This is a genomic window from Myroides sp. LoEW2-1, from assembly GCF_009767705.1.
GTDB classification, from domain to species: domain Bacteria; phylum Bacteroidota; class Bacteroidia; order Flavobacteriales; family Flavobacteriaceae; genus Flavobacterium; species Flavobacterium album_A.
Map to the genome: position 1 here is coordinate 1 of NZ_WSPP01000179.1, position 26,933 is coordinate 26,933.

Sequence of the window (26,933 nt, forward strand, 5' to 3'; positions counted from 1 at the left end):
ATAAAAAGCCATAGCATAAAGTGATAAAAGATTGTTCCATGTAAAAGAATCTTTCGAGGGGTAGGATGGACTTGTTATCATAAAATATGCTAATAGAACACCGATTATTCCAGCGATTAACATATCTCTATTATCTTTTTTTAGACGTTCTTTTTTTTGTAAAAGATTGTAATATTTTTCATTCATAGTCTTTTTATTTACTTATTTTTCGTTTTAAGACATAGCCAGTTTGTATATTATCTGCATTGAGAACTTGAACCTTAAAAAAATACTTAGTAGCGCCTATACTATCTAAAGGTTGTCCTTGTGCTAATTCACCTATAGGGTGTGTTTGACTATCAGGAGAAGGATATAAACTAGTTTTAGAAGTTGTTTTCCATTTTGTAGTTTTTATATCTTTGGGTTTAGCAGTTACTTTCTCTACTGTGTAAGGGTTGAAAACAATAGCAATTAGTAATGCAATTCCTACAAGTTTTAAGATATTAGCTAACGATAAAGCTCTTTTTGTCTTTCTATTTTTTAAATAGTCTAGTTGCCTTTTTGAATAGTCTATAAAATCAAATAGTTGATGACGTTTTTCAATCCAATTATCAACATTAGGATTGAGAATAACTCTTTTATGTTTGGTGTTTTCTTGGGAAGAGTGTGTTTTATAGTTGTAATTTAGGTCATGGTTAGAGAGTAGATTCTCATATGCTTGATTAATTTTCCTAAACATATTAGTAAAAAACTCATCTCCACCGGTTCTATCAGGATGATATTGTTTTGCTAATTTTCTATAAGCTAGTTTAATTTCATCAATAGAAGCATTTTCTTCAAGGCCTAATATAGTATATGATTCTTTTTTATTCATTTGCTTTTAATTTATTTGTTGCCAAGTAGTGATCTGCTCATCCCATATATTGATAAGCAACTTATATTCTTGTTTAGAATCATATTTCCAAACTTGCCCTTGTGATCCATTAAAAACGATATCTTTGGGTGTTCCTAAAGCAACTTTAAGTAGTATTATAGGCATACCTTTATAAATTTGTCCGTTGAATGCACTCTCAACCCAATCAACAGGATAGTATTTAGTCAATTCATCTTTTAATAATTGATTATTGCTTAAGTAATTCTGTTTTGCTTTGAGTATTTTATTTTCTAAAGACTCTATTTTCTTAGCACTATTTCTTTTTTGTTTAGTATCTAAAAAGTACAAATAGATGAAATAAATTAAGACTATTAATAGTCCTATATAGAAAAGAGGTTCTTCAGGTTTTACTGCTTTCTCCATGATATATTTGCTAATAACATTTGCAAAATTACATTAATTTATCAAAAAGACTATTTTTGTTTAGTTGTATGCAGTAATTCAATCCTTAAATTAGTTTAAATATTTATGTTTTTATTAAGCTTTTTTAGACCATATCTACTGACTATATGAATCTTAGTTTAATACTAAAGTTGTTTGTTTTAGAAAATAACAGAACTATTAAATATTAAAAACCTCCCCACTAATAGGGATTGTCTCCTTCTACTTATCTCTTTAATATTGTTACTTACCAAATACAAAAATGTAAAGTATGAAACTAGCAGTGTTAAGTACCCTTTTGATATTGATCTCTATCATAACTTATGCTCAAGTAAGAAAAGACAAATCCTCTTTCAATATGCCTGAAGTAGAACCTACTCAACTTATTGCGTTTTTAACTAAGCAAAATGACTTTATTTATGTAGATAGGGATAGTTTAAAGCCTATTAATGGGATAAAGTATAAAAGTGCGTCTATGTATACTTCGACAGGTTATGCGATGGTTATAAATAATAAGGGAGCTTTTGTTGTTATAGATACCAATGGAAAAGAAGTACTTGAAGTAGGAGAGAGTGAGATAGAGATAGAAGTTGTAAATGGATTGACACTCTATAAGAAAAGTAGAGAATACCAGAGAAAGATGCCTATCTGGAATTGGGAGTGGAATATCTTAGGAGGAGCTATTAAAAAAGAACAAACCTATCATAGCATTGAGATTGGGGTGATTGAAACCAAGCAGGTCTTACTGCAAAAACAAGTCCCTTATTTAGAAGATAGTTACACTCTAAATCCAGTGGCAGTAGATGATGAGCATATTTATTGGAACAAGACACTTTATGTAGTTAAGAATCAATACTTAAAGAAAAAGGATGTTGATGTGATAACAACCTTAGACAATAAGCGATTTATAAAGGGATTTAAAGACTCTTTTTCTATTTATGATGTACAGCAGAAGGAAGCAATACATCAAGACTTAGAAGGTGTTAATACGTTTAGTATAAAGTATGGTAATGAAGACCTTATACTGGATCAGTTGATGCAAGAACGCTTTGAGCCTATTGTACCAAAGTTGTTAAAGGATGTTACTACTGGGAGTGTCTATCCATATCCTCAGTATGACAAGGCTTTTCCTAAAGAGATTAAAACAGCAACGCCTGAGCAAGCAGCCTTTATAAAGAATGCCTCTTTGATTTATTCTATTGCTAATTCTCCTTATTTTTTAATAGGTGTTTTTAACTATGATCACGATATTTGGGCTTATGATTGGCTTTATCTAGATATACATGGTCAGGTGGTAGAACAGTTTGATTTGGATAGTTTTAAGGTGTCAGATCAAATAGGCAGGCTTGTATGGCCTTCTAAAGAAATGGTTATACCTTATCAGAAAGTTACCTCTGTAAAGTATTATACAGGTAGTGATGAATTGTATCTTGTCAACATAGAGGGCAAAGAAGGTGATAGTAAGTATGGGGTCTGGGATAGAAAAGCTCAACTATGGAGTATAGAACCAGAGTATACTTCTATACTTGCTTTGGATATTTCGAAAGGTATTTATGCCTTGCAGAAAGAGGAAAACTATACACTCTATGACAGTAAAAAGCAAGAGAAGCTAGGTGTGAAGGCTTATCAATACATTCGTTCAGACGGTTTAGTTCAAGTAAAACTTGAAGATAAAACAGTAAGTTATTATATCGATATTTATACTGGTAGAGCGTATTTAGAACAATAAAGAGATGAAAGAGAATACTCAGCTAGTTAGTGAGGCTAACTAACTGAAATTAATAGCTGTGAATGGTAAAGAGTATAGAGTAGATGTACTGGATTATCAAAGCAATAGGTTTATATCTAAGTTCTCTTTATTATTAATAAAGATGCCTTGTTACTTCATACATATTGTAGTAAAATTAGAAAACCACTACTATCAGTGAGATGTTTTTAAGACAAGAAGCAGTACTTTTAACCAAAATATAGCAATGAAATACCTTATGATTTTAGTGTCAATATTTGCTTTGTTTGGCTGTCAGACTAAGGCTCAAACACTGGAAATAACAACTATACATATTGAGCCAAAACGAGTAACTCAACAAGTACCCGATAGGGGTAAACAACATACTTATACCACTTATCAGGAGGTTACAAAGAGATCTGTACCTGCTGTTTCTTTAGTGTCTAAAGAGGATAATGTATTGCGATTTAGCATACAAGGAAATATTAGTTCTAGAGGGTTACAGATTCACAAAGTTTCTAAGATACGCTTTGAACAAGCAGAGCAATTAGGCAATGGTATAACGCTTAAGTACTATGTAAATATTAAACACATACCTGGTAAAGAAGGAGCTACTATAGCTGGGTATAACTACAGTGAAGAAAAGGAGTATAGGATACCTACTTATGTGAAAGTAATCCATATAGAAGTATATGAAGAACATCCAAATCAAGAAGCTAAGTTAATTGCAAAGAATAAGTTTGACTTTTTTGCGAAGATATAAATTATAGAAATGAATATAGATTTTAAGGCATTAGCTATCCAAATAGAAGCAGCTACACGTAAGGCTTTTCAAGAAATAGTAACGGTTCATGGTAGCGAAGATATCTATGGTTTCGCTCTATATAGTGATGAGGGAGCGATGACGGTTTGTCCTTCTACCAACACGCAAGATTATTTAGAGACCAAGCCAAAACAAGATTATGTGTACTATAAGTATGAACCGGCTGAGTGGTGTTATGAAGGAGATGGAGCAGATGAAGATTTCTCGGCTATCTGTAATACACTTTACAATGCTCTGGAAGGTGACTTTTGGGCTGAAGAAGAAGATTTTAAAGAAGAGGAATACGAAGAAATAGATGATGAAGAGTTTGAGGCATTTCAACAAACACTATATCAGACTTGTATTGCTGTTTTGGTCAAGTTAAAACAAGAAGAATTCTTTAAGCAGATAGTTGGAAAAGACATCTTTTTGATGTTTTCTGAAACAGATTATGAGTATGATCGTCAAGAATTAGAGGAGATGATCATTACTTTAAATGACAATCCTTATCAACAAGAATATCTAGACTGGATGAAAACTTGGCGCAAATAGAATAACAAATAAAAAGTAGAGTATATAAATGAACCCATTAATAAAAATATTCCCTGAATACGAAGAGGTATTTTATGATGATATAGAAAATCACAAGAAGTATTTCTTGCCGATCTGTTCTTTTAATTTAAAATTAATAGATACCACTAAAGATACGTGGTTGCACATCGTGTCTGTCAAAGAGATTTATGATGGCCGTGTAGGAGAAGATACAACAGATTATCACACCACATTTACTAAAGCAGATATGTTTGGTTTTGATGTAATAGATGGTAAATATAAGTTTGATGCTGATTGGAACTACTTCTCAGTAGATACTGTAATAACAGCAGAAGATTATGCCCAAGACTATTCGGGATTAGAGATAGAATACAATAAGAACGAGACCATCTATCAGCTTAAAAAAGCGTATTATCAAAAGTATGGTAAGTTATGTGATAAAGATTATGATCGTCCAGGCTTACACGTAGAAGACATCCGCAGTTTAGAGCGTATGCGTCAACTTACGGTAGAGGATATGGATAATGGAAAACATTCAGATTACTATATAGAGCGTTTAGAACGGAAGATTTACGGTCTTTTCGAAGAGTTAAATACAGCAGGCCTTCCTTTAGAAGACTGTAAATACGGCGGAGAAAACATAACAGAAAAGCCTTGTCACAATGGTGAAGTACTGCCTCACATCGCTACGATAGAAGGATATGACTTTCAACAGAGTGCTGCTGATATGTTATTCTTATTCTATGACCCAACTATAAATAAAGCGGTGATTTGCTTAGAATATACCTAAAACTAAAATAATAAGCTGTTGTACTAAAGTCATAATAAATGAATATAGAACAATTAAAAGAGAAAGCGCAGACTTTGATTAGAGAAGCACACCTTTTTGTGAAAGCAATAACAGGTGATGAGCCAGCCGCTTATGTTAATGAAGAAGAAAGTATTAGCTTTATAGTCAAATGTATGAATCAATGGATGGCTTTAATAGAGAAGGATGAGGTATTCTCGTTTGACCCCATTGATATCCAATTAATAGATTTAACGAAATACACAGCTCTAACGACTAAAACTCAACAAATATACCCAAACTTCGAGCATCTAATGCATTTTGGAGATGTTGAAGTTCAGCAGTGGATTAAAGATAATGATTGTAATAGTAATGATCTATCTGATTTACAATCTATCTATAACGACGATTATATAGACTTATGGATGCAGAGCCATCCGATGTATAATAATGAGGAAGTATATGGATATGCAGAAGGCTGGGCTATGATCTGGCCAGAAGAAGATACTCCAATGCAATGGGATGAAAACTTAACGTTTAAATATCAGATAGGATTACAGTATGAACCTTTTATAGATATTTATTTCAATAAGAAACAGAATAAATATATTTGCATTGAGCGTAACACCTAATCCCTTTATTTTTTGAAGATATTTCGAATCCTTATTGTGTCTGTAAGGCCTTATTTAATTGGTATCGCGGTTGTAGTAGTGTGTACATTATCTACGTCGTCTGCGTACGCACAGTCCTTACAATATTGGGAGAAACAATATAAGGCAATTCAAGACAAAAATAAAGCACAGAGCAACATCGTTATCTCTTATCTATCTGCTCTTTATGCCAATAAAGAGTTTGAACAGGCAGAACGTGTGCTTACCCGAAGTATCGATACAGCATTAAAAAGCGAAAACTATAGTGATGTCAGTATTCTGTACTGCATTCAGGCGATGAATTTGCGCATTATGGAGAATACTATAGGAGCAGAGAAGAGTCTTGACTTAGCTAAGCAGTACAGTATAAAAGCAAATGATGCTGAGACTAAGGGATACCTAGCGTATAGCGAGGGATGGTTAAGTAGTCGTAATGGTTATCATGAGAAGGCTGTAGAGTACATCATTACAGCGATCAAGCACTACGAATCAGCACCTAACTCAAATACGCTGAACAAGAGAAAGTCTGTTGCTAATAGCGAGCTAAGCGTTATCTATAACCGTTTAGGTGAAGAGGAGTTGAATGAAAAATATGCCAAGGCTTCTCTAAGCTACGCTTTATTACAACACGAGCCGCAGACTAAGTTTTCGGCTTTTATGCAAATGGGTAATTTATATGATCGATTGTATAGTACTCATCCTGATCATGTGAATTATAGAGATTTATCGGAGCGCTACTTTTTACAGTCCATAGATATCTTTAATCAGAATAAAGAGGTCATGTATAATCTCTCTGATTTGTCTTTTGCCAATAATAACTTAGCTAGTTTATACCTGTATTCTTTTCCTGACACCTATCGCTGTAAAGCTTTAGAATATGCTAAAAAGGCTAATGCTATTGCACTAAAAACACAGCGGGCAGATCACATAGCATCATCTTATGGGATTATATCCTCTGTTTATTTAGCTGAGGGGGATGCTAAGAGAGCTATTTCTTACTTGTTAGAAGCAAAACAAGCTCTAGAAAAATCAAGTATCGCAGATCGCAATATAGAATTAAATATATATGAATCTCTTGTAGAGATATACGCAGAGTACGGCAATTATAAAGAGGCTTTTCACTATCAACAGGAGTACTTGGAGTTATTCAAGAAGTTGTATAACCAAGACAAATTAGAAATAGTAAGAAAGTTAGAAGCTCAGTTTGACAAGGAGAGACAACAACAAAGGTTGGTCAAACTTCAATATGAATCAGAGAAGAACAAACAACAGATTGCGCTAATGCACGTTTTAGCTCAGCAGAGAGAGCAGCTGTTGAGCAATCTAAAGTTGATAGAGGAGAATCAACGTAGCAGGCTGAAGTTCTCTGAGCTAGAAGCACAGAAGAATGCTCAACAGCTACGTCTATCACAGTTAGAAACAGAACAAAAGAATAAAGATTTATTGACATATAAGAGTATTGTGGCTTATAAGGATAAGCTCAACACTTTTTATGTAGCTTCTATGATATTCTTTATAGTAGTGGTTCTTCTATTATTATATGCCTATAGACAACGTCTAAGGACTATGAAACAGAGAGATACACTACATCACTTAGCCATCGAGAAGGAAAAACAGAACTCTAAAATATCGACTTTAACAGCTCTTTTACAAGGGCAAGAACAAGAGAGAGGGCGTTTAGCTCGTGATTTACACGATGGTTTGGGAGGACTACTCTCAGGTACCAAATTACACCTTACACAATTAAATAAGAAAGTAGGTGAGTCAGCACAAGAGGGATTGAATAAGTCTGTGGAGCAAATAGATGCTGCAGTCACAGAGCTGCGCAAAGTAGCGCATAATCTGATGCCTGATCTATTAGTTAATTACGGACTCAAAGAAGCGTTAGACGAATTTGGCATTCGTATGTCTAATGAGACTTTAGATATTCATATCGAATTTCTGAGCTATACGAGTTCCCTATCCCAAGACAAACAATTGTTGGTCTATCGCATTATACAAGAGTTAGTAAACAACGCTATTAAGCATGCAGAGGCCTCTCAGATTATTATTCAATTGGTAGAAGAAGAACACGAAATTATTGTCACAGTTGAAGATGACGGAAAAGGCTTTGATACTAATAAATTAGATTTGAAGAAGTCAGCTGGTTTTCACAATATACAATCGCGCATACAGTTTATGAAAGGGACACTAGCTGTGCACTCAGAAGAAAATATAGGAACAAGTGTAGAATTTAAATTTCCTAAAAAGTAATTATGATAAAAGTAGCTATTACAGATGATCATCCTTTGTTATTAGAAGGATTAAAGAATATATTGAGCAACCAAATAGAAATAGAGGTAGTCGCATGTTTTTCGGATAAAGAAAGTATGATGCAAGGGCTGCTAACTATAAACACAGATATCATACTATTAGATATCAATTTAGCAGATATTAATACCCTAGAATTAATAAAACCGCTTAAACAGAAATTTCCACACATAGAGATTATCATGTTAAGTGTACACAACGAATATGCTGTTATCAATAGTAGCTTAGCAGAAGGAGCCAAGGGATATATTCAGAAGAATGCTTCAGTAGAAGAAATAATCCACGGTATACAGGCTGTACACACAGGTCAGAAGTATTTGTGTTCTCAGTCCACTATTGTATTGGATAAGAAAGAAGAAGTGGGTTTAAAACAAATCCCAAAACTGACTCGTCGTGAGAAAGAGATCTTAATAGAGGCTGCATCAGGATTAACAACCAATCAAATAGCAGAGAAGTTATTTATAAGTCACCATACGGTAGAGAGTCACCGCAAAAACTTAATCGAGAAGTTTCAAACTTCTAATTTGAGTACTGCTATTAAAATGGCAATAGAGTATAATTTGATTAAAAATTAGGCTTGTAAAGTTACCATGTATGAATATGGCAATACATGTTCACAGTGGATTAATATAGAGCTGATTATATAACAAAAGCCAGATTCATTTGAATCTGGCTTTTTAGTAATCTATCATTTTCTTACTTAAATTTTAATGCTGCGTGATATAAAATGATCGCCTCTGTAAGGTTGTAGTGTTCATCGTATACAGGAGAATAGAAATATACATATACTGTATCTTTAAATTTAGATAAGGGAACTGTTTCATAACTGGATAAGTTATTGAGTACTTCTATTGTTCTTTGTCCCACCCATTCTTCTGCATTTCCTTTAGGAGCACTATCAAAGCGGTGTTCTATAGCGTTCTTATAAAACCAATAGGTAGGCACTTGATCCGAAATGATTAATTCTTTATTGGGATTGTGGTTCTCATCAGCAATGGCAAATGAATTAAACCAAGGCACTTCTAAGTCTGCTTCTCCTATAGCAGAGCGGTATAAATCTCTATCATAAGTAGCACCTATTAAGAATCCCTCAATGTTATTAGAAGTAATTTCAAATGTAAATGCATCACTTTTTAGGTTGATGATACCATTGTCCATTGGAATTACTTTTCCCTTCTGGATTACCTCTACCTGTAGATTTTCTTCTTGAGCCCAACTGCTTATTTGTACGAAAAACAGCAATAGTATGCTCAGACCAATTCTTTTCATAATTTTTTTCTTTGTGAACTTTGTTATTGCAAAGATAAGATAGTTAAAGTATTAAAGTAGTCGCTGTAATTGGTGATATTTCAGCGATTGGGGGTTAGCGGATTGAATACGATTTCAGGTTTGATAAATTCAATGAGTGATAGCTCTTCTCTTTTTGTAAAATACAGACTTGGTAGATTGTTTAGTTCATAACTTCATCGGCTCTATAGCTTTCATTCTTAGTAATTTATTTACCCAATAGAATTCCCAATAAAATTCAGATTAGCGACTTCATTTTACGTTTCAGTCGTTAATTTTTACGTTTCAAATTAATATCTCAAAAAACTGCATAGTTATTGTAGACTTTTGTACTTGTAAAAAAGATAAATAATGAGAAAAATTTATAGAACCGTAAAGTTTTTGATTATTGGAGGATTGTTACTTGGGACAACATTATTAACTGTAAGTTGTAATAAACAAGCTGATGCAGGTGGATTTGATATGACACCTGAGGTTAAGACGACATTGATTAAAAAACAGGATGCTACTGTTGTTCAAAAGTACACAGCAGCATTGGAAGGTAAAGTTAATGTTGAGGTTAGAGCTCAAGCAGCTGGATATATAGAGAAAATATTAGTTGAAGAAGGATCATTTGTCAAGAAAGGACAAGCTTTAATCTTGATAGATTCAGAGCCATATCGCATTCAACTACAAAATACAGAAGCTACATTGAAAGCAGCAAAAGCAGCTTTAGTTACGGCGGAGTTAGAGCGCAATAAAGTAGCTTCATTACTTGAGAATTCATTTGTATCACCTATACAACTTCAATCGGCTGATGCAGCTTTAGATAATGCAAAAGCAGTTGTAAGTCAGGCACAAGCAGCTGTTAACGAGGCAAGATTAAATTTAAGTTATACGACAGTAAAGGCTCCTGTAGATGGTTTTCTTGGAAGAATCAATAAGCGTGTAGGGAACCTTGTAGCAGCAGGAGAGCCATTGCCGCTAACTACACTTTCAGATATCTCTCAAATGTATGCTTACTTTTCAATTGGTGAGGCTGATTACTATGATCTGATTAAAGAGAATGGAAGTGCGGAGAATGTATTGAAGATTCCAGTTGAATTAGAATTATCCAATGGGGATAAATATGGTCAAAATGGTAAAGTAGATGTAATCAATGGGGAGTTTGACAAAGTAACAAATGCTTTGACTGTTCGCGCTACGTTTCCAAATCCAGACCGTGTACTACGCAATGGGGCAACGGGAATTGTTTACTTGAATGTAGTTCATAAAGATGCAATTCAAGTGCCTATTTCAGCGACTATTGATTTGCAAGAAAAAGTGTTTGTGTTTGTATTGACAAAAGAGAATACAGTAGAGCAACGACAATTAAAAATTCTAGGTAGAGATTTACATACGTACTTTGTTGAGAGTGGTGTAGAAGCAGGAGAAATAATTGCTGCAACGGCAGTAGATAAATTACAAGATGGTGCGGCAGTAAAAGTATTAGAGCAACAACAAACTGCGTCTAATTAATACTGTCAATAGAATTATAAATTAGAATTAAGAAGATTATGCTTAAAAAGATAATACATAGACCTGTTTTAGCAACTGTAATCTCTGTTATCCTGGTAATTCTTGGAGGGGTTGGATTGATGCAGTTACCTATTGCACAGTTCCCGGATATTGCACCACCAAGTGTAACGGTAATGGCAAATTACCCAGGAGGTAACTCTGAAACAGTTTTAAAATCGGTAATTACTCCATTAGAGGAGGTAATTAACGGGGTAGAGAATATGACTCATATCGAGTCGACAGCCAGTAACGATGGTACTGCAGCGATTAATGTTTACTTTACTTTAGAAACAGACCCTGACCAGGCAGCAGTAAACGTGCAAAACCGCGTTGCTCAAGTAATGGGTATCTTACCAGAGGAAGTTGTAAAAGCTGGGGTAATTACTCAAAAGGAACAAAGAGGAATGATCATGGTTGTGGATCTTATTAGTGAAGATGCGGAACTATATGATGAAACATTCGTGCAGAACTATGCACGTATTAACCTTGTACGTGCTTTAAAGCGTATTAAAGGGGTTGGTAACGTTCAGACTTTTGGGGAAAAAGAATATGCTATGCGTGTGTGGCTTGATCCACATAAAATGGCTAATAGAGGTTTGACACCTGATAATGTAGCAGCTGCTATTGCAAGTCAAAGTAAGGAGGTTGCTGCTGGTAACCTTGGGCAAAATGCAGGAGGTTCTGTTCAATATACGTTAACCTATCCAGGGAAATACAATACACCAGAGCAATTTGAAAAGATTGTTATTCAAGCAGATGAAAGTGGAAATGTACTTTATCTAAAAGATATTGCACGTATTGAGTTTGGTTCTATTTCATACGATGAGGAAACGGCAATTAATGGATTACCTGCAACAACTTTAGCGGTATTTCAAACTAAAGGATCAAACGCGAACCAAATTCAAGAGGAAGTATATAAAGTGTTAGATGAGTTAACACCACAATTGCCAAAAGGATTGCGATATAATGTAACTTTTGCCAATAAAACACAATTAGATGAATCTATTAATCAAGTTAAGACTACTTTAATTGAGGCTTTTATCTTGGTGTTTATCATCGTATATATTTTCTTACAAGATTTTCGTTCTACACTTATTCCAGCAATTGCGGTACCAGTGTCCCTGATAGGAACATTCTTTTTCTTAAACCTTCTTGGTTTCTCGATTAATATGTTGACACTGTTTGCTCTGGTACTGGCCATAGGTATTGTAGTGGATGATGCCATTGTAGTGGTGGAAGCCGTCCACAGTACAATGGAGCACGAAGGGCTTGATGCCAAAGCGGCTACAACAAAGGCAATGAGTGAAATTACAGGAGCTATTATTTCAATTACACTTGTAATGTCTGCGGTATTCTTCCCTGTAGGTTTCATGGAAGGTGCAGTAGGGTTATTCTACCAGCAGTTTGCATTTACCTTGGCGATAGCTATTTTGATCTCTGCTGTTAATGCCTTGACTTTGAGTCCAGCATTGTGTGCGTTATTGTTAAAGAATCACCACCACAATTTGGAACATGCTCCAGGGCAAAATAAACAAGGATTCAAGACGCGTTTCTTCCGTTCTTTTAATGCTGGGTTTACAGCGATGACTAATAAGTATATCAATGGAGTATCGTTCTTTATCAGAAATAAGGTTGTTAGTATAGGTATTCTAATGGGTTCAATCGTACTGACTGTATTTTTAATGAATACTACACCAAAGGGATTTATTCCCAATGAGGACCAAGGTTTTGCCATGTTTGCATTATCTCTGCCTCCAGGTTCAAGTATTGATAGAACCAAGAAGACCTTAGAGGAAGGAGTAGAAGTTATTCGTCAGCATCCTGCTATTGAAACAGTAACGAGTATTTCTGGATTTAATATCTTGGGCAATGCTGCCAGTCCAGCTTATGCCATGGGATTCATTAAGTTTAAAGAGCGTACACAGCGCGGTGAAGAACAAGATATCAATAAACTTCTTGAAATTATCAACGGTAGTTTAACGACTATTAAGGAAGGAGATTTCTTCGTTTTTGCTATTCCAACAGTACCTGGATTTGGTGATTTTGATGGATTAGAACTTGTAGTTCAAGATAGAAGAGGAGGAAGCATTCCAGAATTTGCGGAAGTTGTGAATCAGTTTAATGCAGATTTAAGTGCAACAGAAGAAGTTGCAGCTGCCTTCACGATGTTTAAAGCAGACTTCCCTCAGTACACTATTCAAGTTGATCCTATCAAGGCAAAGATGTATGGTGTAGAAGTAGGAGATTTACTCAATACAATACAACTATTCTATGGTAGTGCTCAAGTAAATGACTTTAACCGTTTTGGAAAACAGTTTAAGGTATTTATGCAAGGAGATGCGATGTTTAGAGCAGATGAGCAATCATTTAAAACATTGTATTTACACGGAAAAGACGGTAAGATGATCCCGTTAAGTTCGTTTGCTAAGTTGGAAAAAACCTATGGACCACAAGCTATTAGCCGACATAATCTATTTAATGCCATTAGTGTCAATGGTATTGTAGCTCCTGGTATTAGTACAGGACAAGCTATGGCAAAAGTTGAGCAAGTAGCGGCAGAGAAATTACCAGCAGGTTATGGTATTGAATGGAAGGGATTGAGTAAAGAAGAAAAAGAATCAGGAGGACAAATGGTATTTATATTCGCTTTGTCAATCTTATTTGTGTATTTCATTCTTGCCGCTCAATATGAGAGTTATATTCTACCATTAGCAGTGTTATTATCTTTGCCAGTTGGTATAATTGGAGTATTCTTAGCAATTGGCTTTGTCGGAATTTCCAATAATATTTATGTACAGGTAGGACTTATCATGTTAATCGGACTTTTGGCCAAGAACGCGATTCTAATTGTAGAATTTGCTGTACAACGTCGCGGATTAGGATATTCAATTGTTGATTCAGCTATAGAAGCAGCTCGTTTGCGTCTAAGACCAATCTTAATGACTTCATTTGCCTTTGTTGCAGGTTTAGTGCCCTTAATGTTTGTTCAAGGACCATCAGCACAAGGTAACCACTCTATCAGTGTGGGGACAGCAGGAGGAATGGTTTTAGGTGTGGTATTGGGTATTTTTATTATTCCAGTATTATACGTTCTCTTCCAGTACTTACAGGAAAAGATATCAGGTCCAAGATTTGTTGAAGATCAAGAAGCATAAGCCGTTATAGGCAAGTATAAAAACGATATTCAAATGAAAAAAATTGTATATATATTGATTGGTTCAAGTTTATTTACAGCATGTAAAGTAGGTAAGAACTATGAAAGACCAACAGTTGAAGTTCCAGAGCAGTTTTCAAAACAAACTGCTCAAAATACTGATACGATTGCAAATAAGTTAGCAAAAGTCTCTTGGCAGGAGTATTTTCAAAATGAAGAATTAGACTTCTTGATTCAAACTGCTTTAGAGAGAAATGCAGATTTGCAGATTGCTATTAAGAATATTGAGCAAACAAGGTTGTTGTACACACAATCCAAGTTAGCTTTGTTACCAGAATTAACGGCTAATGTAGCAGCCAGTAGAATGGAATCTTCAAAAAATAGTCAGCTTGCAGCAAGTGGAGCTGATCGTGTAAATGATGACTTTAATGCCAGTTTGAATTTGTCATGGGAAATTGATGTTTGGGGAAAAATACGCAGAGAGAAAGAGGCGGCATTAGCTTCTTTATTGCAAACACAGGAGGTAAAGCGAGCAATCGAGAATAACTTAATATCTGAAGTCACTACAGCTTACATTAACCTTTTAATGTTAGATGAACAGCTAAAGATAGCACAACAAGGCGTTGGATTGCGAGAGAGTACTTACCTTTTGACAAAGAAAATGTTTGAAGTAGGTAATGAAACAATTCTTGCCATGCAACAAGCAGAAGCGCAATGGATTGAATCCAAGGAATTAATTCCGTCAATCGAGCAAGAAATTGCGCTACAAGAAAATGGATTGAATTTACTTTTGAATAATTATCCACAGGCGATTGCAAGAACCAAAACTTTAAAGGATCTGAACTTTGCGACTGATCTTAACAAAGGGGTACCTGTGGATTTTTTAAGTAATCGTCCAGATATTCAAATTGCCGAATATCAACTCAAAGCGATGAATGCAAAAGTTGGAGCTGCTCAAGGTCAGATGTATCCAAGCCTTACAATTACTGCTCAAGGTGGATTAAATAGTTTTGAAGCATCGGATTGGTTCAAAACTCCTGCTTCTTTGTTTGGTATGGTAGCAGGTGGTTTAGTTCAACCGCTTTTCAATCAAAAGAAATTGAGAACTGCTTATCAAGTAGCAGTAGTGGAAAGAGAAAAGGCAGCTATTGCATTCAAAAATGCTGTAATCACAGGTTATACAGATGTGCAAAACACACTGGTTAAAATAGATAAGTTAGACAATAAAGAAGCGCTTATGAATAAGCGTGTAGAAGTATTAAACACTTCTCTAACAAATACTAAATATATGTTCGAAATTGACAAAGCTTCTTATTTAGAAGTTATTAATGCTCAATCCTTAGCATTACAAGCTAACTTAAATTACGCTGAATTAAAGCGTAACTATTTAGTTTCTTTGGTAGAATTATACCGTGCGATGGGAGGTCATTAATAAGTTATTTTTGGATTTTTTTGATTGGGGAAAAGACCAGGGGAGACCCTGGTTTTTTTATGGACAAATGCCTGAGCCAAATTGTTTTTATTAAAAATAAAAAACACTTCATTATATTTGTACTCTTTTTGATAAAGATTTGATTTATTAGATAAACATGAAGAAACAGCAATACATAATGACAATAATTACTGTCATTTTTCTTATAGGAGTTGGTATTTATGGTCATAAAACCAAGCATGTTGGCGAGACAGACACAACTGCTATTGCTGAAGAAACGGCTGTTTTACATACAGCGGATAAGACCTTTTCAAATTCTTTTGAAGCGGATATTACTGTAGGGGCTAAAACAACTATACAATCTAAGTTTAGAGGGTCTATAATTAAAGTACTTGTCAAGAATAAACAGTTTGTAAAGAAAGGGCAATTGCTATTTGAGATTGAAAGAGAATCCTCTACAAGTCGATTGGAGAAAGCTACAAGTCGAATAGACGAGTTAGAAGATGAACTCAAACTTATTAATGAAAGAGTTGAGAAAGGTGACTTTGTCGATGATGCACAGCGAGTTAATTTTAATTCCAGAAAAGATATTTTAACTCAGGCTATCACACTTGCCAAACAAGCATTGGATTCTGTCGAGTTACAAAATGAGGCATTACTTGAGAATGTCTATGCTCCTTATGATGGAATAGTTGATATGATATCTGTAGCTTTAGGAGGAGAGGTGGCTAAGGGGCATATCTTGACCTATATTTTGCCGTATACACTTACGGCTAAGCTCAACGGTGATGATATGCAGAGCTTTAAGCCTACCAAAGCAAGTTATATTAGCAAGCAATTATCGATTAAGTATGATGGATCAACTTATCAGGTAAAAGACGCTGATTTATTAAGTAAGATAGAAGTTATGGAAAGTGAAGATACAGAAAGCATTTCTATACCTATTTTTACCTCGTTAGAAGGCTTGTACCTTAAGCAAGAAAAAGTTGAAGGGATTATTACCCTTGTGTACAAAGAGGTCGTTGAGGTTCCTATACAAGCTATTGTTGAGCAAGATAACCAAAACTACGTTTGGGTAAAAGGTAAACAAGGCGATTATGAAAAATTAAAAGTGAGTGTGATTAGAAAGGTGAATGAAAACTATCTCGTTCACGGTAAATTAGATGATAAAACAATTTTACTCACTCCTGCTGTTCTGGATAAGAAGTAAGATTAAGATATATTAGTTCGAAAAGTAAGGTAGTATGGCCTTACTTTTTTTTATACAATATTGTGACTTGTTTGATTAAATAGGCCTTATATTAGCTGTATCTATAGGCTTATAGCCGGTAAAAATATTTAACAGCTATGTACAGTTTTAAAAATGATTATGCGGAGGGATGTCATCCAAAGATTCTCGAGCGATTGGTACAAACTAATTTAACGCAGGAACATGGGTATGGAGAGGATAGTTTCACACTTCAAGCAAAGAAGTTATTAAGAGAACAAACGAATTTACCACAAGCAGAGATATACTTTCTCTCGGGAGGTACACAGACTAATTTACTTGTTATCTCGAGTATTTTGCTGAATCATCAAGCAGTGATTAGCGCACAAACAGGACATATTTATGCAAACGAAACAGGTGCCATTGAAGCAACGGGACACAAAGTTATCCCTGTTCAAACAACTACAGGTAAACTGACTGCCGCTGCTATAGAGCAGACTATAAAGCAGTTTTCACTTAGACCCCATGTGGTTGAGCCCAAAGTAGTTTACATATCAAATTCGACTGAGACAGGTTCTATTTATACCAAATCTGAACTCGAAGAGCTATCTGTGTGTTGTCGTGATCATGGTATGTATTTGTTCATGGATGGTGCGCGTTTAGGACATGCTTTAACAGCAGAGAATAACGATTTAACTTTGGCAGATGTGGCAAGCTTGGTTGATGTGTTTTATATTGGAGCTACTAAAAATGGAGCACTCTTAGGAGAGGCAGTCGTTTTTAGCAATGCTACTCTGGCTGAATATTTCGATTACAACTTAAAACAAAAAGGAGCGCTATTAGCCAAAGGTAGGTTAATTGGAATACAGTTTATGGAACTGTTTACAGATTCGCTATACTTTACACTCGCAGCCCATGCTAACTCGATGGCATACCGCTTAAAAGAGGCCATTGGCAACAAAGGATATTCTTTCGCAGGTGATTCGACAACGAATCAGCTTTTTCCAATTCTTCCCCTAAAGTTAATCAGTGTCTTACAACGCGATTTTGACTTTTACATTTGGCAAGAAGTTGATGAGGAATTAGCAGTTGTTCGATTGATTACTTCTTGGGCTACAACACAAGAAGCTGTAAACCAATTTGTTGCAGTATTGAATGCTTTTGATAGTATATAACTTAATTGTTTGTTAAAAAAGTAGTGGTTTGTGATTTGATTTATACTAAAGTGTATGCCAAATAGTTATAAGATGTAAGTATTCACCTAACTATTTTTAATAAACACGGACTATGATTAGATTATTTCATATTGTGATGATTTATTTATCTACACAATTAGGTCAGTATATACTGACTGATTCCACTAAAGAGTTCAGTAATTTAAGTACTAATTATCATTCATTAGACGCACTAATTGAAGTTGATATAGATGCCATGATGGAAACTATGGTATATAAATTGGCAGAGGTTAATTAAGTAGAACCTTATAATTGTAAAATTCTCCTTATGTTATTAAATACAAAAAAACGACTTACAGCTTTGTGTTTTTTCTCTATGATGAGCTTGTGCGCTCAAGAGTCTATTATGACTGTAAAGGCTAAAGCGGGTGACTTATTCAATCAAGAGAGATATCAAGAAGCTTTACCTTTATTTCAAGACTTGTTGGTGCGTACAAAGTCAAAAGATTACAATTTTGAGATCGCACGGGTCTATGCTAAGTTAGGTGATAAAGAAAAAGCGATGCTTTACCTCAATGCCTATACAAGTGCTAAGGCAGTAGATGCAAAGCTTATAGAGTTTATTGAATTTATTCCAGATTTCGAAAGTTTGCATCAACTTGACGAGTGGAAATTATTTGTCCAAAATTTAAAAGAACAAGATATCAAAAAAAACAGTCCTTACGCGAGTATAATTAGTCAATTGGAAACAATCTTTGACCGCGATCAATCTATTCGTAAGCAATATAATCAAACCCAAAGTATTCACGGTAATTACAGCAATGAGCTCAAAGCCGTAAGTGATGAAATAAAAAAGATTGATCAAGCAAATTTACAAGAAGTGGAGGCTATTTTGGTAAAGCACGGATGGCTTGGTGCAGATCAGATCGGATATAAAGCGAATAAAACACTTTTTCTTGTGATTCAACACGCCGATTTAACTGTACAACAAAAGTATCAAACAATGATTGCTGACGCTTTAAAAAAGGGTAAGGTAGATGCCAAAGATTATGCGACAATGGCTGATAGAATAGCTATGTATGAAGGTAGAAAACAAATCTATGGAACGCAAGTTGTCAGTATAGAAAAGGGAGAAATCTTATTGTGGCCTATAGAGGATATTGGTAAAATTAATGAATTGAGAAAGCAAATGGGTATTACACAGACCATAGAGGAATATATGTCTACCATGCTTGGTCAGGAGTGGAATATTGATACTTATAAAAAACAACTACCACAAATTCTAAAACATTTGAATATTAAATAAGTAGCTAAAGCAAGCACAAAATATATAAATCCCCTTTTGCAATATGTATACTACATACTGTAAAAGGGGATTTTGAATGAATTATTTTCCTAAATCCTTAAAAGGATGTTCGTTTTCTAACCATAAAGGTGTAAAATAACTCTCTACCCATTCAGGAGAAACTTTATCTAATGAACTCGGCTGCCATTTTGGAGAAAGGTCTTTATCTATCAATAAAGCGCGCACTCCTTCTGGAAAGTCTGGATGTATACTGCATTGGCAAGATAGATTTAACTCTGATTTAAATGCTTGTTCTAAGGACTTGCCTTTGTTGTCTTTTATTTGTTTAAAAATGACAAAAGCAGAACTTGGTGAGCCTGATTTGAATATTTGGTATCCGGCATTTACCCACGTATTTTCACAGGCGTGTTTTTGTAAAAGCTCACTAAAAGCTAAAGTATCTTTGACTGATTCAAATTCTTGAATGATAGATTCATTTTCTTGAGCTTGAGAAGTAGGAATGTCTTTAGAGGAATGCTTTTGCAAAAGCAGATCAATATCCTCAGAAGGTGTGTTGCTCCAAGAAAGTTGAGTCAAATCTTGCAATAGAGCCTGCTTGTGGGCAGCATCTATATGGTAATCAGCAAGGTTTAAGAATAAAGCATCCGCACCGTCAAATCGCGTTGCAGTCATTCCAAGGTAAAGTCCATAGGCAGAAGGCATTTGATTTAAAAAATAAGATGCCCCCACATCAGGGTATAGACCGATGGTTATCTCTGGCATAGCCAGTTTACTTCTCTCTGTCACTATTCTATGTGAAGCTCCAGCCAGTAAACCTAATCCACCTCCCATTACAATACCATCTGCCCAAACTATAATTGGTTTTGCATAAGTGTGAATAGTATAATCCAGCAAGTACTCTTTCTCAAAAAAGTCTGCGCATTTTTGTGGTACTTGAGTAGGATCTATCTTTTGTTGTTCAATAATAGCCTGTCTCATTTGGCGGATATCTCCTCCAGCACAAAAGGCCTTCTCACCGCTACCTTGTAAAAATACACTTTTGATTGAGTCGTCCTGTTTCCACTTGTCGAGTAGAGTTAAGATACCTTCTACCATTTCTAAGGATAGGGAATTTAAGCTACGCTCTGAGTTTAGGGTTATAATGCCAATGTGATTCTTTATTTCGCTTAGTATAACATTCATAGTATTGTGGTTTTTAAAGTCAAAAGTTACATAAATTTTCTGCAATACAAGAAAACAGCCTGTTAATAGTCCCTTAATTAAAAGTAGAAGCTACAGCTATATATAGCTTTGTTTTTTTGTTGTTTTAAATCAGATTAGTAATTTATAAATAACCGTTAGGGTTATTTAAATGTCTTTTTACGTTGTCATGCTGCTAAGTAGAATAGGGAAATTTACAAGATTAAAAAATAATGAAATGACGTTACGTAAAATTTTTAACAGCAAATGGTTTGCTCTATTTATCTTGTTAATGGCAACTATTTTATCGCCTTTAGACTTTTATATTGTCAACTTGGCCCTACCAGCTATTGGAAAATCATTAGTTGCAAACAATAGTCAACTGCAAATGATTATTTCTTTTTATACGTGTGCTTATGCCGTTTTTCAAATATCAGGAGCAAGGATAGGTGATGTATTTGGCAGAAAGCGAGTGTTCTTGTTTGGCTTACTGGGTTTTATACTGTCTTCTGTGTTATGTGGCTTAGCAATTAGTACTACTATGATGATTATAGGAAGGATATTGCAAGGAGTTTTTGGAGCAATTATGATTCCTCAAGTTTTGGCAATTCTTCACGTAATTTTCCAGGACAAACAAAAGACAAAAGTAATGGCATTGTACAGTTTTACATTTGGTCTTGCTGCTGCATTTGGTCAGTATTTAGGAGCTGTGTTAATACAGTGGAATCTATTTAACTTGGGATGGAGGATTATCTTTCTTATTAATCTTCCAATTGGTTTGTTAGCTTTTATAGCAGGACTATTTACTCTTCCAAAATCAGAAATAAATCAAGGAGTTAGCTCCATTGATTCACTTGGATCTATTGTTTTAGTTGTTGGATTAATTATAGGTATATATCCCTTAGTAACCTTGTCTAATACTGGTTTTACCCTAACTTGTGCAATGTATTTTATTTTGTCTATTATGCTACTTGTTATATTTATTAAGCTCCAAAAAAAGCGCAAACAGCAAGAGAGGAGTGTTTTAATAGACTTGTCAGTTTTTAAGTACAGCAATTTGAAATATGGTATCATAGTCTGTTTCTTATATTACTGTAGTGGAGTCTTCTACTTAGCATTTGGTATTTACTTACAAGAAGAATTAGGGTGGGGCACAATACAAGCAGGTAAAGCCATAATTCCCTTTGGTATAGGTTTTTTATGCTCATCCTTAGTTTCAAGTCACCTTAATGCTTATTTTAAGAGCAAGGCCCTTATAATTGGTCTATCTGTTTATGCATTGGGATTTTTTATGATGTTGTTCAATATCTATTATTTTACTTCTTTGTTACTGCGTATTTCTCTTTTGATTATCGGGTGTGGAATGGGGCTAACTTTAGCTTCAGTTGTAAGACTAAGTTTGAAAGGTGTGCCTTCAGCCTTTGCAGGTTTAGCTTCTGGGTTGATTAATAGTGCTCTTCAAATAGGTTCAGCCTTTGGAGTAGCGGCCATAGGTAGTGTCTTTTTTATAGTAGCTCACAAAAGTGATTACTCACATGCTTTTGGTATTGTTCTGCTGGTTTTGACTATTGTACAACTTATCGCTATAGGATTTAGTATGTTAATCAAGGAGAAGTAAAGTGATTAGATATAAAAAAGTATATGATTTATAAAAATATTTTATTTGTTAACTATTTGATTTACAGGTGTATTTGTGGTTGTGTTACTTTTTTTTAAAAAAAAGTTTGAATTGTGATGCAAGATTTCCAACATCATGCATTTATATAGTACAAGCTGAAAAGGAAAGTAGTTTGTAATAATAGTTCGTTAACTATGGTGTTAAGAAAAGTATTAATAAGTAAACTAACAATTGGGTTATTAAGTGTGCTGTTATTTAGTGCATTAGGATGCAGTACATCAGATACAAGTGATTTGACCATTATGGACCGAGTTTCAATAGAAAGTATTAATGGTCAATACGTTAGTTTACTTAATACTTTTCAAAATGAAGAAGTGAATTTTGAAATTAATGGAAATAGTATATTCTTTGATGCATTTCCGTTGTCCCCGATTATAGAATCCAATGAAGAATTAGTTGGGCTCAGTGGTTATACGAGTTTTAGCATGGAGTTTGATAAATGGTTAACAGAGAACCAAACAGGTATTGAAGTTATGCTAAGATCAAAAGATATAGAAGTTAATCAAAAAATAGTAGATGGTCGAGAAAAGAAATTAAGATTGTTGTTTGAACCAAAGGAAAAAGGGCTATACGTAGATTTAGGACACAAGTTAAAGTTTGAGTTAGAAGTCAAAAATATTGTTGTAGATAATAAAGTATTAGCTTTGTCAAAAACTATTGTGTATCATATAGATGCCCGTCGAAAGTAACTATAGATATAAAGAGATAGTTCCTTTTTTCTTTACAAAACAAGACATTAAAAAGGATAGATGTTAACAGAGGATCAAGAGAGACTTTTGGTTGATCGATTAGGTAAGAAAGAGCAAAGTGCTTGGAAAGAGTTTTATGACTTTTACTCCAACAGCTTGACCTATGCCTGTATGCGTTATCTTGATAAACAAGATGATGTAGAAGATGTATTACAGGAGAGCTTTGTTAAAATGTATTACGCTATCGGATCATTTGACTATAGGGGAAAGGGAGCTTTACAGGCTTGGTCTACTCGTATAGTAGTTAATGAGGCATTGAAATTTATAAGAAAAGAAAAGAAACACCAGGTAATCTATAATCAAGATAATATTGTCGATATAGCTGATGAAGATGAGCCTGAGTTTGATGGCTTAAGTCAAGAAGAAATATTTGCGATGATTAGAGAATTACCAGAAGGGTATAGAACTGTGTTTAACCTTTATGTATTTGAGCAAAAGAGTCATAAAGAGATTGGACATTTACTGGGAATTGCGGAGAACTCATCTGCTTCACAATTTCACAGAGCAAAGAGTATGTTGAGCCAGAGAATAAGAGAGTTTAAAAAACTAAAAGTGGCATTATGAGTAAAGATTGGAAAGAGCAGCTACGCGATAAGATGGATGGTTTTGGACAACAGGCTCCACAAGGATTATGGGAAGAAATACAGCACAAGCTATTTGAATCCCCAGAGGTGAAAAAAGCGATTATATTTCCCATTGAGAAACAGACTAAGAAGGCTTGGTATAGAGGGAAGCTACCTATGTTTGGTGTTGACTTATCTGTTGCGGCCGCAGCTATTATAGTATTTTTGGTAGTTAGACCTATTGTGGTTGAGAATCAGAAGTACTTTTCAAGTCTTTTGAATTTTAAGCATTTAGAGAAGATTGAAGCTGGTAAAGACAATCAAAGCGATGTTTTTATAGCTGAACAAACAAAGGATTCAAAATCAAACAAACAAAATAATGGTGTAAAGGGTAGAGCAGAGGAGTATCCTTTTTTTAGCAAAGATTACTTAAGTGATCTTGTTGAATTAGAACAGTTAGAAAGCCAGGGGGATATGGCTAACTCTCTAAATGAAACTACTCTACCTTTTTCAAGCAAAATTGTATCAGAGACTTTAGAGGAGTTAATTGATCAGGAGAAACGATATTGGGAAGATGAAGAAAAAATGGCGACTACGTCTAAAAACAAACTAAATAAAAGAGGGTGGACTGGAGCAGTTGAAACTAATGGTACTTTCACTAATGCAAGTCAATCAATTAGCGGATATGCGAAGATGAATGGAAATATGTTGACCTTTGATGCGAATGTCTTAGATTATATTACCCCGGGGAGTAATCCCTTTTCGGATATTTATAAAGCGAATCGCAATAAAAGTATCGCAACAGATGTAAAGCACAAAGCTCCTATTACAGCAGGAGTCTCGATTGGATACCAGTTGACAGATAAATGGAGTTTAGCAACAGGTGTGACTTATACACGTTTGTCTTCTGAGTTAAAAGCGGGTGCTGGGTCAAACCGTATGGTGAGTGAACAAACGATACATTTTATCGGTATTCCCTTACAAGTTAATTACAATTTATTTAAAGTAGGTGATTTCTCAACTTATGCTACAGTTGGTACACTTTTTGAAAAGTCTGTATCAGGAAAGACAGAGACCAGTTATATTGTTAATAATGTAGTGAGTGATCGCGTAACAGGTAATGTAAATATCAAAACACTACAGGTGTCTGCTAATACAGCTATAGGGATGGAGTACAAATTATCTAAGCTTGTAGGTATCTATGTGGAACCAGGTGTTCAGTATCACTTTGAAAACAGTAGTGATGTTGGTACAATTTATAAAGAGAAACCATTCAATTTCAATATGAAAGCTGGTTTGCGCTTTAATTTTTAAAACAAGAAACATACTTTAACTATTATTAATAACCTTTAAGAGCCAAATGATTTATTTCATTTGGCTCTTATGCTTTCTACTATTGCTCAAAGTTTAAAAAAGATAATTTACAGCAGACGGATTACTTTTGATGAGTTAACTTTTGTCTGTGAGTAAGTTAGCTTATACTGGGTTGACAAAAGTGTAGTGAACGAAAAATACAATTATACGAACGCCACTGTTCATCGTACTTTGATTCACTTTTTTTATTTTATATTTGAAATTAGACGAACCTAAAAACAATATATGGAATTAAAGATTAGAGAAATTACTTGTTCAGACAATGAGCAAATGGCTAAGATCCTTCGCGATAGTTTAGAAGATTTCGGTTTGAACATCCCTGGAACAGCTTATTTTGATGAAAGTACGGATAGACTTTATCAGAGTTTTCAAGGAGATAAGCAAGTGTACTTTGTAGCAGAGCTCAATGGAGAGCTTGTCGGTGGGGTAGGTTTATATCCCACTCAAGGATTGTCTTCAGATACAGTTGAGCTTGTGAAGATGTATGTTAAGTCCTCTTGCAGAGGGCAAGGAGTGGGTAAGAAACTCATGCTAGAATGTATTGCGAAAGCATCGGATTTCGGCTATGAAAAGATATACTTAGAAACGATGCCTGAACTAAGTGCTGCAGTGTCTGCATACGAGAAACTCGGTTTTGTATCTTTGGACAAACCCCTTGGAGATACAGGGCATTTCTCATGTACAATATGGATGCTTAGAACATTGAATCTAAGCGAATAATAAAAACAGAGGTTTGTAACATCGCGTGTACAAACCTCTTTTATAGTTACAATTGTCTTTTAGCAATCATTTTATTGACTCTACCCATTAGGATAATTCCCAAGATTCCAATACCAGCCACAACGTAACCGACGATATTGTAATTCATCAAAGGCGAGGTCTCCGTGTCTTGATAGACAATAAACCCAGCTACTGCCGCAGCAATACCTCCTGATATTTGTTGTATAGACGAGTTGATACTCATAAAAGCTCCTCTGTCTTTTGGCATAGGTACCGCGCTTGTCAAAGCCTGTGATGGTACCATTCTACTCATAATTCCTATCATTAGCAAGACGTTTAATATCATTACTAACCACAAAGGAATGGCAAATAAGTTAGTGTAGATGATACTGATTGAGAGCATCCACAAAGTTGCGATTACGAATAGTTTATATTTGCTCATTGCATCACTTAATCGGCCTATAAATGGCATGATAACCAAAGAGCAAGTTCCCGAAACCATAAATAAGAAGGGAAGTTGATCAGGGTGAACCCCTAAGTTATTTACTGCGAAGATTGTTCCAAAGGGCATCATCATAAATCCTCCTACTGACAAAAACACAGTGGCTAAAAAGCCAATGCGGTATTCTTTGTTTCGGATAGTATGCCAAAGGTGTAACAAGGGTTTTTTGTCTGTTTTCTCAAGTAAATGGGCATTAACGGGTTTGAGCTTTACAACAATGGCGATGGCAATACACAAGGATAAAGCCACTATCATAAAGAAAGGTGCTTCCCAAGTGAATTTATTTGCTATGTAAAGACCAATGGGGATCCCCAATACTTGACTTGCTCCAAATCCCATTTGTACAAACCCCATTACTCTTCCTCTTTGTTGTAATGAGAACAAGTCAGTGACAATAGCCATAGAGATAGAACCAATTACTCCACCAAAAAGACCTGTGATTATCCTTGCCATGACTAACGTGAGATATGAATTGGCCAATCCACATAAGAATGTTCCGATAATAAACCCAAAGTAAAATAGTAGCAGTAACTTTTTACGGTCGAATTTATCTGCAAAACCGGCAGTCAATAGACCTGAAGTTCCTGCACTAAAAGCGTAGGCTGATACAACAATTCCAAAATCCTTAGGGCTGATATGTAAGTCTTTTAACAAGAGATCCCCAAGAGGAGCCATTACCATAAAATCCAGGATAATAGTAAATTGGGTGATCGATAAAATGAATATGACAAATTTGTCGTAGGTTGAAAAAGTTTGTTTGCTTATTGTTGTCATTTATTTGTGGTTGCTATAGGGGAGCAAAGATACTGCATTATGCGTTTTGATTAATTCTGAATTATACCAATGACTTTGGTATTTCGCAAAAATTAATTTGAGAAGAATAAAGCATGTCATTGTTAAAATTAGTAACTTTATTACTGACAAAGGTATAATAATTGCTATTTGTCGGA

General features: G+C 34.9%; 24 protein-coding genes. 18 read left to right on the plus strand and 6 right to left on the minus strand.

The features are described 5' to 3' along the window. The 3 genes from GOQ24_RS16545 to GOQ24_RS11000 all read right to left on the minus strand — a co-directional run. A partial coding sequence (locus GOQ24_RS16545; protein ID WP_208103224.1) for a hypothetical protein occupies nucleotides 1-186 on the minus strand: 186 nt, incomplete at its 3' end. 7 nt (nucleotides 187-193) lie between these two features. Next, on the minus strand, nucleotides 194-853 hold the full coding sequence (locus GOQ24_RS10995; RefSeq protein WP_155092234.1) for a J domain-containing protein: 660 nt from the start codon (nucleotides 851-853) through the stop codon (nucleotides 194-196). A gap of 6 nt (nucleotides 854-859) precedes the next feature. After that, nucleotides 860-1,276, minus strand: coding sequence for a hypothetical protein (locus tag GOQ24_RS11000; protein WP_155092235.1), 417 nt, complete (start codon nucleotides 1,274-1,276; stop codon nucleotides 860-862). 289 nt (nucleotides 1,277-1,565) lie between these two features. On the opposite strand from GOQ24_RS11000, the gene GOQ24_RS11005 reads away from it, so the two are divergent. From GOQ24_RS11005 to GOQ24_RS11035, 7 genes are all read left to right on the plus strand, one after another. Next, a complete protein-coding gene (locus GOQ24_RS11005) occupies nucleotides 1,566-3,023 on the plus strand; it encodes a hypothetical protein (RefSeq protein ID WP_160339699.1) in 1,458 nt (485 codons plus the stop codon). 244 nt (nucleotides 3,024-3,267) lie between these two features. Then, nucleotides 3,268-3,783, plus strand: coding sequence for a hypothetical protein (locus tag GOQ24_RS11010; protein WP_160339700.1), 516 nt, complete (start codon nucleotides 3,268-3,270; stop codon nucleotides 3,781-3,783). A gap of 9 nt (nucleotides 3,784-3,792) precedes the next feature. Further along, nucleotides 3,793-4,374 carry a DUF4303 domain-containing protein gene (locus GOQ24_RS11015; protein WP_160339701.1) on the plus strand — a complete coding sequence of 194 codons (582 nt, stop codon included), beginning with the start codon at nucleotides 3,793-3,795 and terminating at the stop codon, nucleotides 4,372-4,374. A gap of 28 nt (nucleotides 4,375-4,402) precedes the next feature. Next, complete coding sequence (locus GOQ24_RS11020; RefSeq protein ID WP_155092239.1) at nucleotides 4,403-5,164, plus strand: hypothetical protein; 762 nt, start codon at nucleotides 4,403-4,405, stop codon at nucleotides 5,162-5,164. 38 nt (nucleotides 5,165-5,202) lie between these two features. After that, nucleotides 5,203-5,793, plus strand: a complete 591-nt coding sequence (locus tag GOQ24_RS11025) for a hypothetical protein (RefSeq protein WP_160339702.1) — start codon at nucleotides 5,203-5,205, stop codon at nucleotides 5,791-5,793. Nucleotides 5,794-5,805: 12 nt separating this feature from the next. Further along, complete coding sequence (locus GOQ24_RS11030; RefSeq protein WP_166520742.1) at nucleotides 5,806-8,064, plus strand: tetratricopeptide repeat-containing sensor histidine kinase; 2,259 nt, start codon at nucleotides 5,806-5,808, stop codon at nucleotides 8,062-8,064. Between the two features lie 2 nt (nucleotides 8,065-8,066). Beyond that, nucleotides 8,067-8,696: a response regulator transcription factor gene (locus tag GOQ24_RS11035; protein WP_160339703.1), complete on the plus strand. Its 630-nt coding sequence runs from the start codon at nucleotides 8,067-8,069 to the stop codon at nucleotides 8,694-8,696. Between the two features lie 121 nt (nucleotides 8,697-8,817). Here the strand turns inward: GOQ24_RS11035 and GOQ24_RS11040 are convergent, their stop codons facing one another. Then, nucleotides 8,818-9,390 carry a hypothetical protein gene (locus GOQ24_RS11040; RefSeq protein WP_160339704.1) on the minus strand — a complete coding sequence of 191 codons (573 nt, stop codon included), beginning with the start codon at nucleotides 9,388-9,390 and terminating at the stop codon, nucleotides 8,818-8,820. 369 nt (nucleotides 9,391-9,759) lie between these two features. Between GOQ24_RS11040 and GOQ24_RS11045 the strand changes: the two genes are divergently transcribed. From GOQ24_RS11045 to GOQ24_RS11070, 6 genes are all read left to right on the plus strand, one after another. Beyond that, nucleotides 9,760-10,905: an efflux RND transporter periplasmic adaptor subunit gene (locus GOQ24_RS11045; RefSeq protein WP_160339705.1), complete on the plus strand. Its 1,146-nt coding sequence runs from the start codon at nucleotides 9,760-9,762 to the stop codon at nucleotides 10,903-10,905. Between the two features lie 38 nt (nucleotides 10,906-10,943). Then, nucleotides 10,944-14,099, plus strand: coding sequence for an efflux RND transporter permease subunit (locus GOQ24_RS11050; protein ID WP_160339706.1), 3,156 nt, complete (start codon nucleotides 10,944-10,946; stop codon nucleotides 14,097-14,099). 33 nt (nucleotides 14,100-14,132) lie between these two features. After that, nucleotides 14,133-15,530, plus strand: a complete 1,398-nt coding sequence (locus GOQ24_RS11055; RefSeq protein WP_160339707.1) for an efflux transporter outer membrane subunit — start codon at nucleotides 14,133-14,135, stop codon at nucleotides 15,528-15,530. 178 nt (nucleotides 15,531-15,708) lie between these two features. Beyond that, nucleotides 15,709-16,740: an efflux RND transporter periplasmic adaptor subunit gene (locus tag GOQ24_RS11060; protein ID WP_160339708.1), complete on the plus strand. Its 1,032-nt coding sequence runs from the start codon at nucleotides 15,709-15,711 to the stop codon at nucleotides 16,738-16,740. A gap of 137 nt (nucleotides 16,741-16,877) precedes the next feature. Then, nucleotides 16,878-17,912, plus strand: coding sequence for a threonine aldolase family protein (locus tag GOQ24_RS11065; RefSeq protein WP_155092248.1), 1,035 nt, complete (start codon nucleotides 16,878-16,880; stop codon nucleotides 17,910-17,912). Between the two features lie 328 nt (nucleotides 17,913-18,240). Then, complete coding sequence (locus GOQ24_RS11070; RefSeq protein WP_155092249.1) at nucleotides 18,241-19,218, plus strand: tetratricopeptide repeat protein; 978 nt, start codon at nucleotides 18,241-18,243, stop codon at nucleotides 19,216-19,218. 81 nt (nucleotides 19,219-19,299) lie between these two features. Here the strand turns inward: GOQ24_RS11070 and GOQ24_RS11075 are convergent, their stop codons facing one another. Further along, on the minus strand, nucleotides 19,300-20,400 hold the full coding sequence (locus tag GOQ24_RS11075) for an enoyl-CoA hydratase/isomerase family protein (RefSeq protein ID WP_155092250.1): 1,101 nt from the start codon (nucleotides 20,398-20,400) through the stop codon (nucleotides 19,300-19,302). 235 nt (nucleotides 20,401-20,635) lie between these two features. On the opposite strand from GOQ24_RS11075, the gene GOQ24_RS11080 reads away from it, so the two are divergent. From GOQ24_RS11080 to GOQ24_RS11100, 5 genes are all read left to right on the plus strand, one after another. Further along, complete coding sequence (locus tag GOQ24_RS11080; RefSeq protein ID WP_155092251.1) at nucleotides 20,636-22,015, plus strand: MFS transporter; 1,380 nt, start codon at nucleotides 20,636-20,638, stop codon at nucleotides 22,013-22,015. Nucleotides 22,016-22,209: 194 nt separating this feature from the next. After that, the gene (locus GOQ24_RS11085) at nucleotides 22,210-22,764 is read left to right on the plus strand and encodes a hypothetical protein (protein ID WP_155092252.1); all 555 of its coding nucleotides are present in this window, start codon (nucleotides 22,210-22,212) and stop codon (nucleotides 22,762-22,764) included. 60 nt (nucleotides 22,765-22,824) lie between these two features. Beyond that, entirely contained in the window at nucleotides 22,825-23,388 is a 564-nt protein-coding gene (locus GOQ24_RS11090) for an RNA polymerase sigma factor (RefSeq protein WP_160339709.1), read from the plus strand. Beyond that, the gene (locus tag GOQ24_RS11095; protein ID WP_160339710.1) at nucleotides 23,385-24,701 is read left to right on the plus strand and encodes an outer membrane beta-barrel protein; all 1,317 of its coding nucleotides are present in this window, start codon (nucleotides 23,385-23,387) and stop codon (nucleotides 24,699-24,701) included. The genes GOQ24_RS11090 and GOQ24_RS11095 overlap by 4 nt, the downstream gene beginning before the upstream one ends. Nucleotides 24,702-24,986: 285 nt before the next feature. Then, nucleotides 24,987-25,481, plus strand: a complete 495-nt coding sequence (locus GOQ24_RS11100) for a GNAT family N-acetyltransferase (protein ID WP_155092255.1) — start codon at nucleotides 24,987-24,989, stop codon at nucleotides 25,479-25,481. 46 nt (nucleotides 25,482-25,527) lie between these two features. On the opposite strand, the gene GOQ24_RS11105 is transcribed toward GOQ24_RS11100, so the two are convergent. Continuing rightward, a complete protein-coding gene (locus tag GOQ24_RS11105; protein WP_155092256.1) occupies nucleotides 25,528-26,757 on the minus strand; it encodes an MFS transporter in 1,230 nt (409 codons plus the stop codon). Nucleotides 26,758-26,933: the final 176 nt, after the last annotated feature.

Coding starts and splice junctions, on each gene's coding strand:
- GOQ24_RS10995 (WP_155092234.1), bottom strand. CDS start 853: ATGAATAAAAAAGAATCATATACTATATTAGGCCTTGAAGAAAATGCT.
- GOQ24_RS11000 (WP_155092235.1), bottom strand. CDS start 1,276: ATGGAGAAAGCAGTAAAACCTGAAGAACCTCTTTTCTATATAGGACTA.
- GOQ24_RS11005 (WP_160339699.1), top strand. CDS start 1,566: ATGAAACTAGCAGTGTTAAGTACCCTTTTGATATTGATCTCTATCATA.
- GOQ24_RS11010 (WP_160339700.1), top strand. CDS start 3,268: ATGAAATACCTTATGATTTTAGTGTCAATATTTGCTTTGTTTGGCTGT.
- GOQ24_RS11015 (WP_160339701.1), top strand. CDS start 3,793: ATGAATATAGATTTTAAGGCATTAGCTATCCAAATAGAAGCAGCTACA.
- GOQ24_RS11020 (WP_155092239.1), top strand. CDS start 4,403: ATGAACCCATTAATAAAAATATTCCCTGAATACGAAGAGGTATTTTAT.
- GOQ24_RS11025 (WP_160339702.1), top strand. CDS start 5,203: ATGAATATAGAACAATTAAAAGAGAAAGCGCAGACTTTGATTAGAGAA.
- GOQ24_RS11035 (WP_160339703.1), top strand. CDS start 8,067: ATGATAAAAGTAGCTATTACAGATGATCATCCTTTGTTATTAGAAGGA.
- GOQ24_RS11040 (WP_160339704.1), bottom strand. CDS start 9,390: ATGAAAAGAATTGGTCTGAGCATACTATTGCTGTTTTTCGTACAAATA.
- GOQ24_RS11045 (WP_160339705.1), top strand. CDS start 9,760: ATGAGAAAAATTTATAGAACCGTAAAGTTTTTGATTATTGGAGGATTG.
- GOQ24_RS11050 (WP_160339706.1), top strand. CDS start 10,944: ATGCTTAAAAAGATAATACATAGACCTGTTTTAGCAACTGTAATCTCT.
- GOQ24_RS11055 (WP_160339707.1), top strand. CDS start 14,133: ATGAAAAAAATTGTATATATATTGATTGGTTCAAGTTTATTTACAGCA.
- GOQ24_RS11060 (WP_160339708.1), top strand. CDS start 15,709: ATGACAATAATTACTGTCATTTTTCTTATAGGAGTTGGTATTTATGGT.
- GOQ24_RS11065 (WP_155092248.1), top strand. CDS start 16,878: ATGTACAGTTTTAAAAATGATTATGCGGAGGGATGTCATCCAAAGATT.
- GOQ24_RS11070 (WP_155092249.1), top strand. CDS start 18,241: ATGTTATTAAATACAAAAAAACGACTTACAGCTTTGTGTTTTTTCTCT.
- GOQ24_RS11075 (WP_155092250.1), bottom strand. CDS start 20,400: ATGAATGTTATACTAAGCGAAATAAAGAATCACATTGGCATTATAACC.
- GOQ24_RS11080 (WP_155092251.1), top strand. CDS start 20,636: ATGACGTTACGTAAAATTTTTAACAGCAAATGGTTTGCTCTATTTATC.
- GOQ24_RS11085 (WP_155092252.1), top strand. CDS start 22,210: ATGGTGTTAAGAAAAGTATTAATAAGTAAACTAACAATTGGGTTATTA.
- GOQ24_RS11090 (WP_160339709.1), top strand. CDS start 22,825: ATGTTAACAGAGGATCAAGAGAGACTTTTGGTTGATCGATTAGGTAAG.
- GOQ24_RS11095 (WP_160339710.1), top strand. CDS start 23,385: ATGAGTAAAGATTGGAAAGAGCAGCTACGCGATAAGATGGATGGTTTT.
- GOQ24_RS11100 (WP_155092255.1), top strand. CDS start 24,987: ATGGAATTAAAGATTAGAGAAATTACTTGTTCAGACAATGAGCAAATG.
- GOQ24_RS11105 (WP_155092256.1), bottom strand. CDS start 26,757: ATGACAACAATAAGCAAACAAACTTTTTCAACCTACGACAAATTTGTC.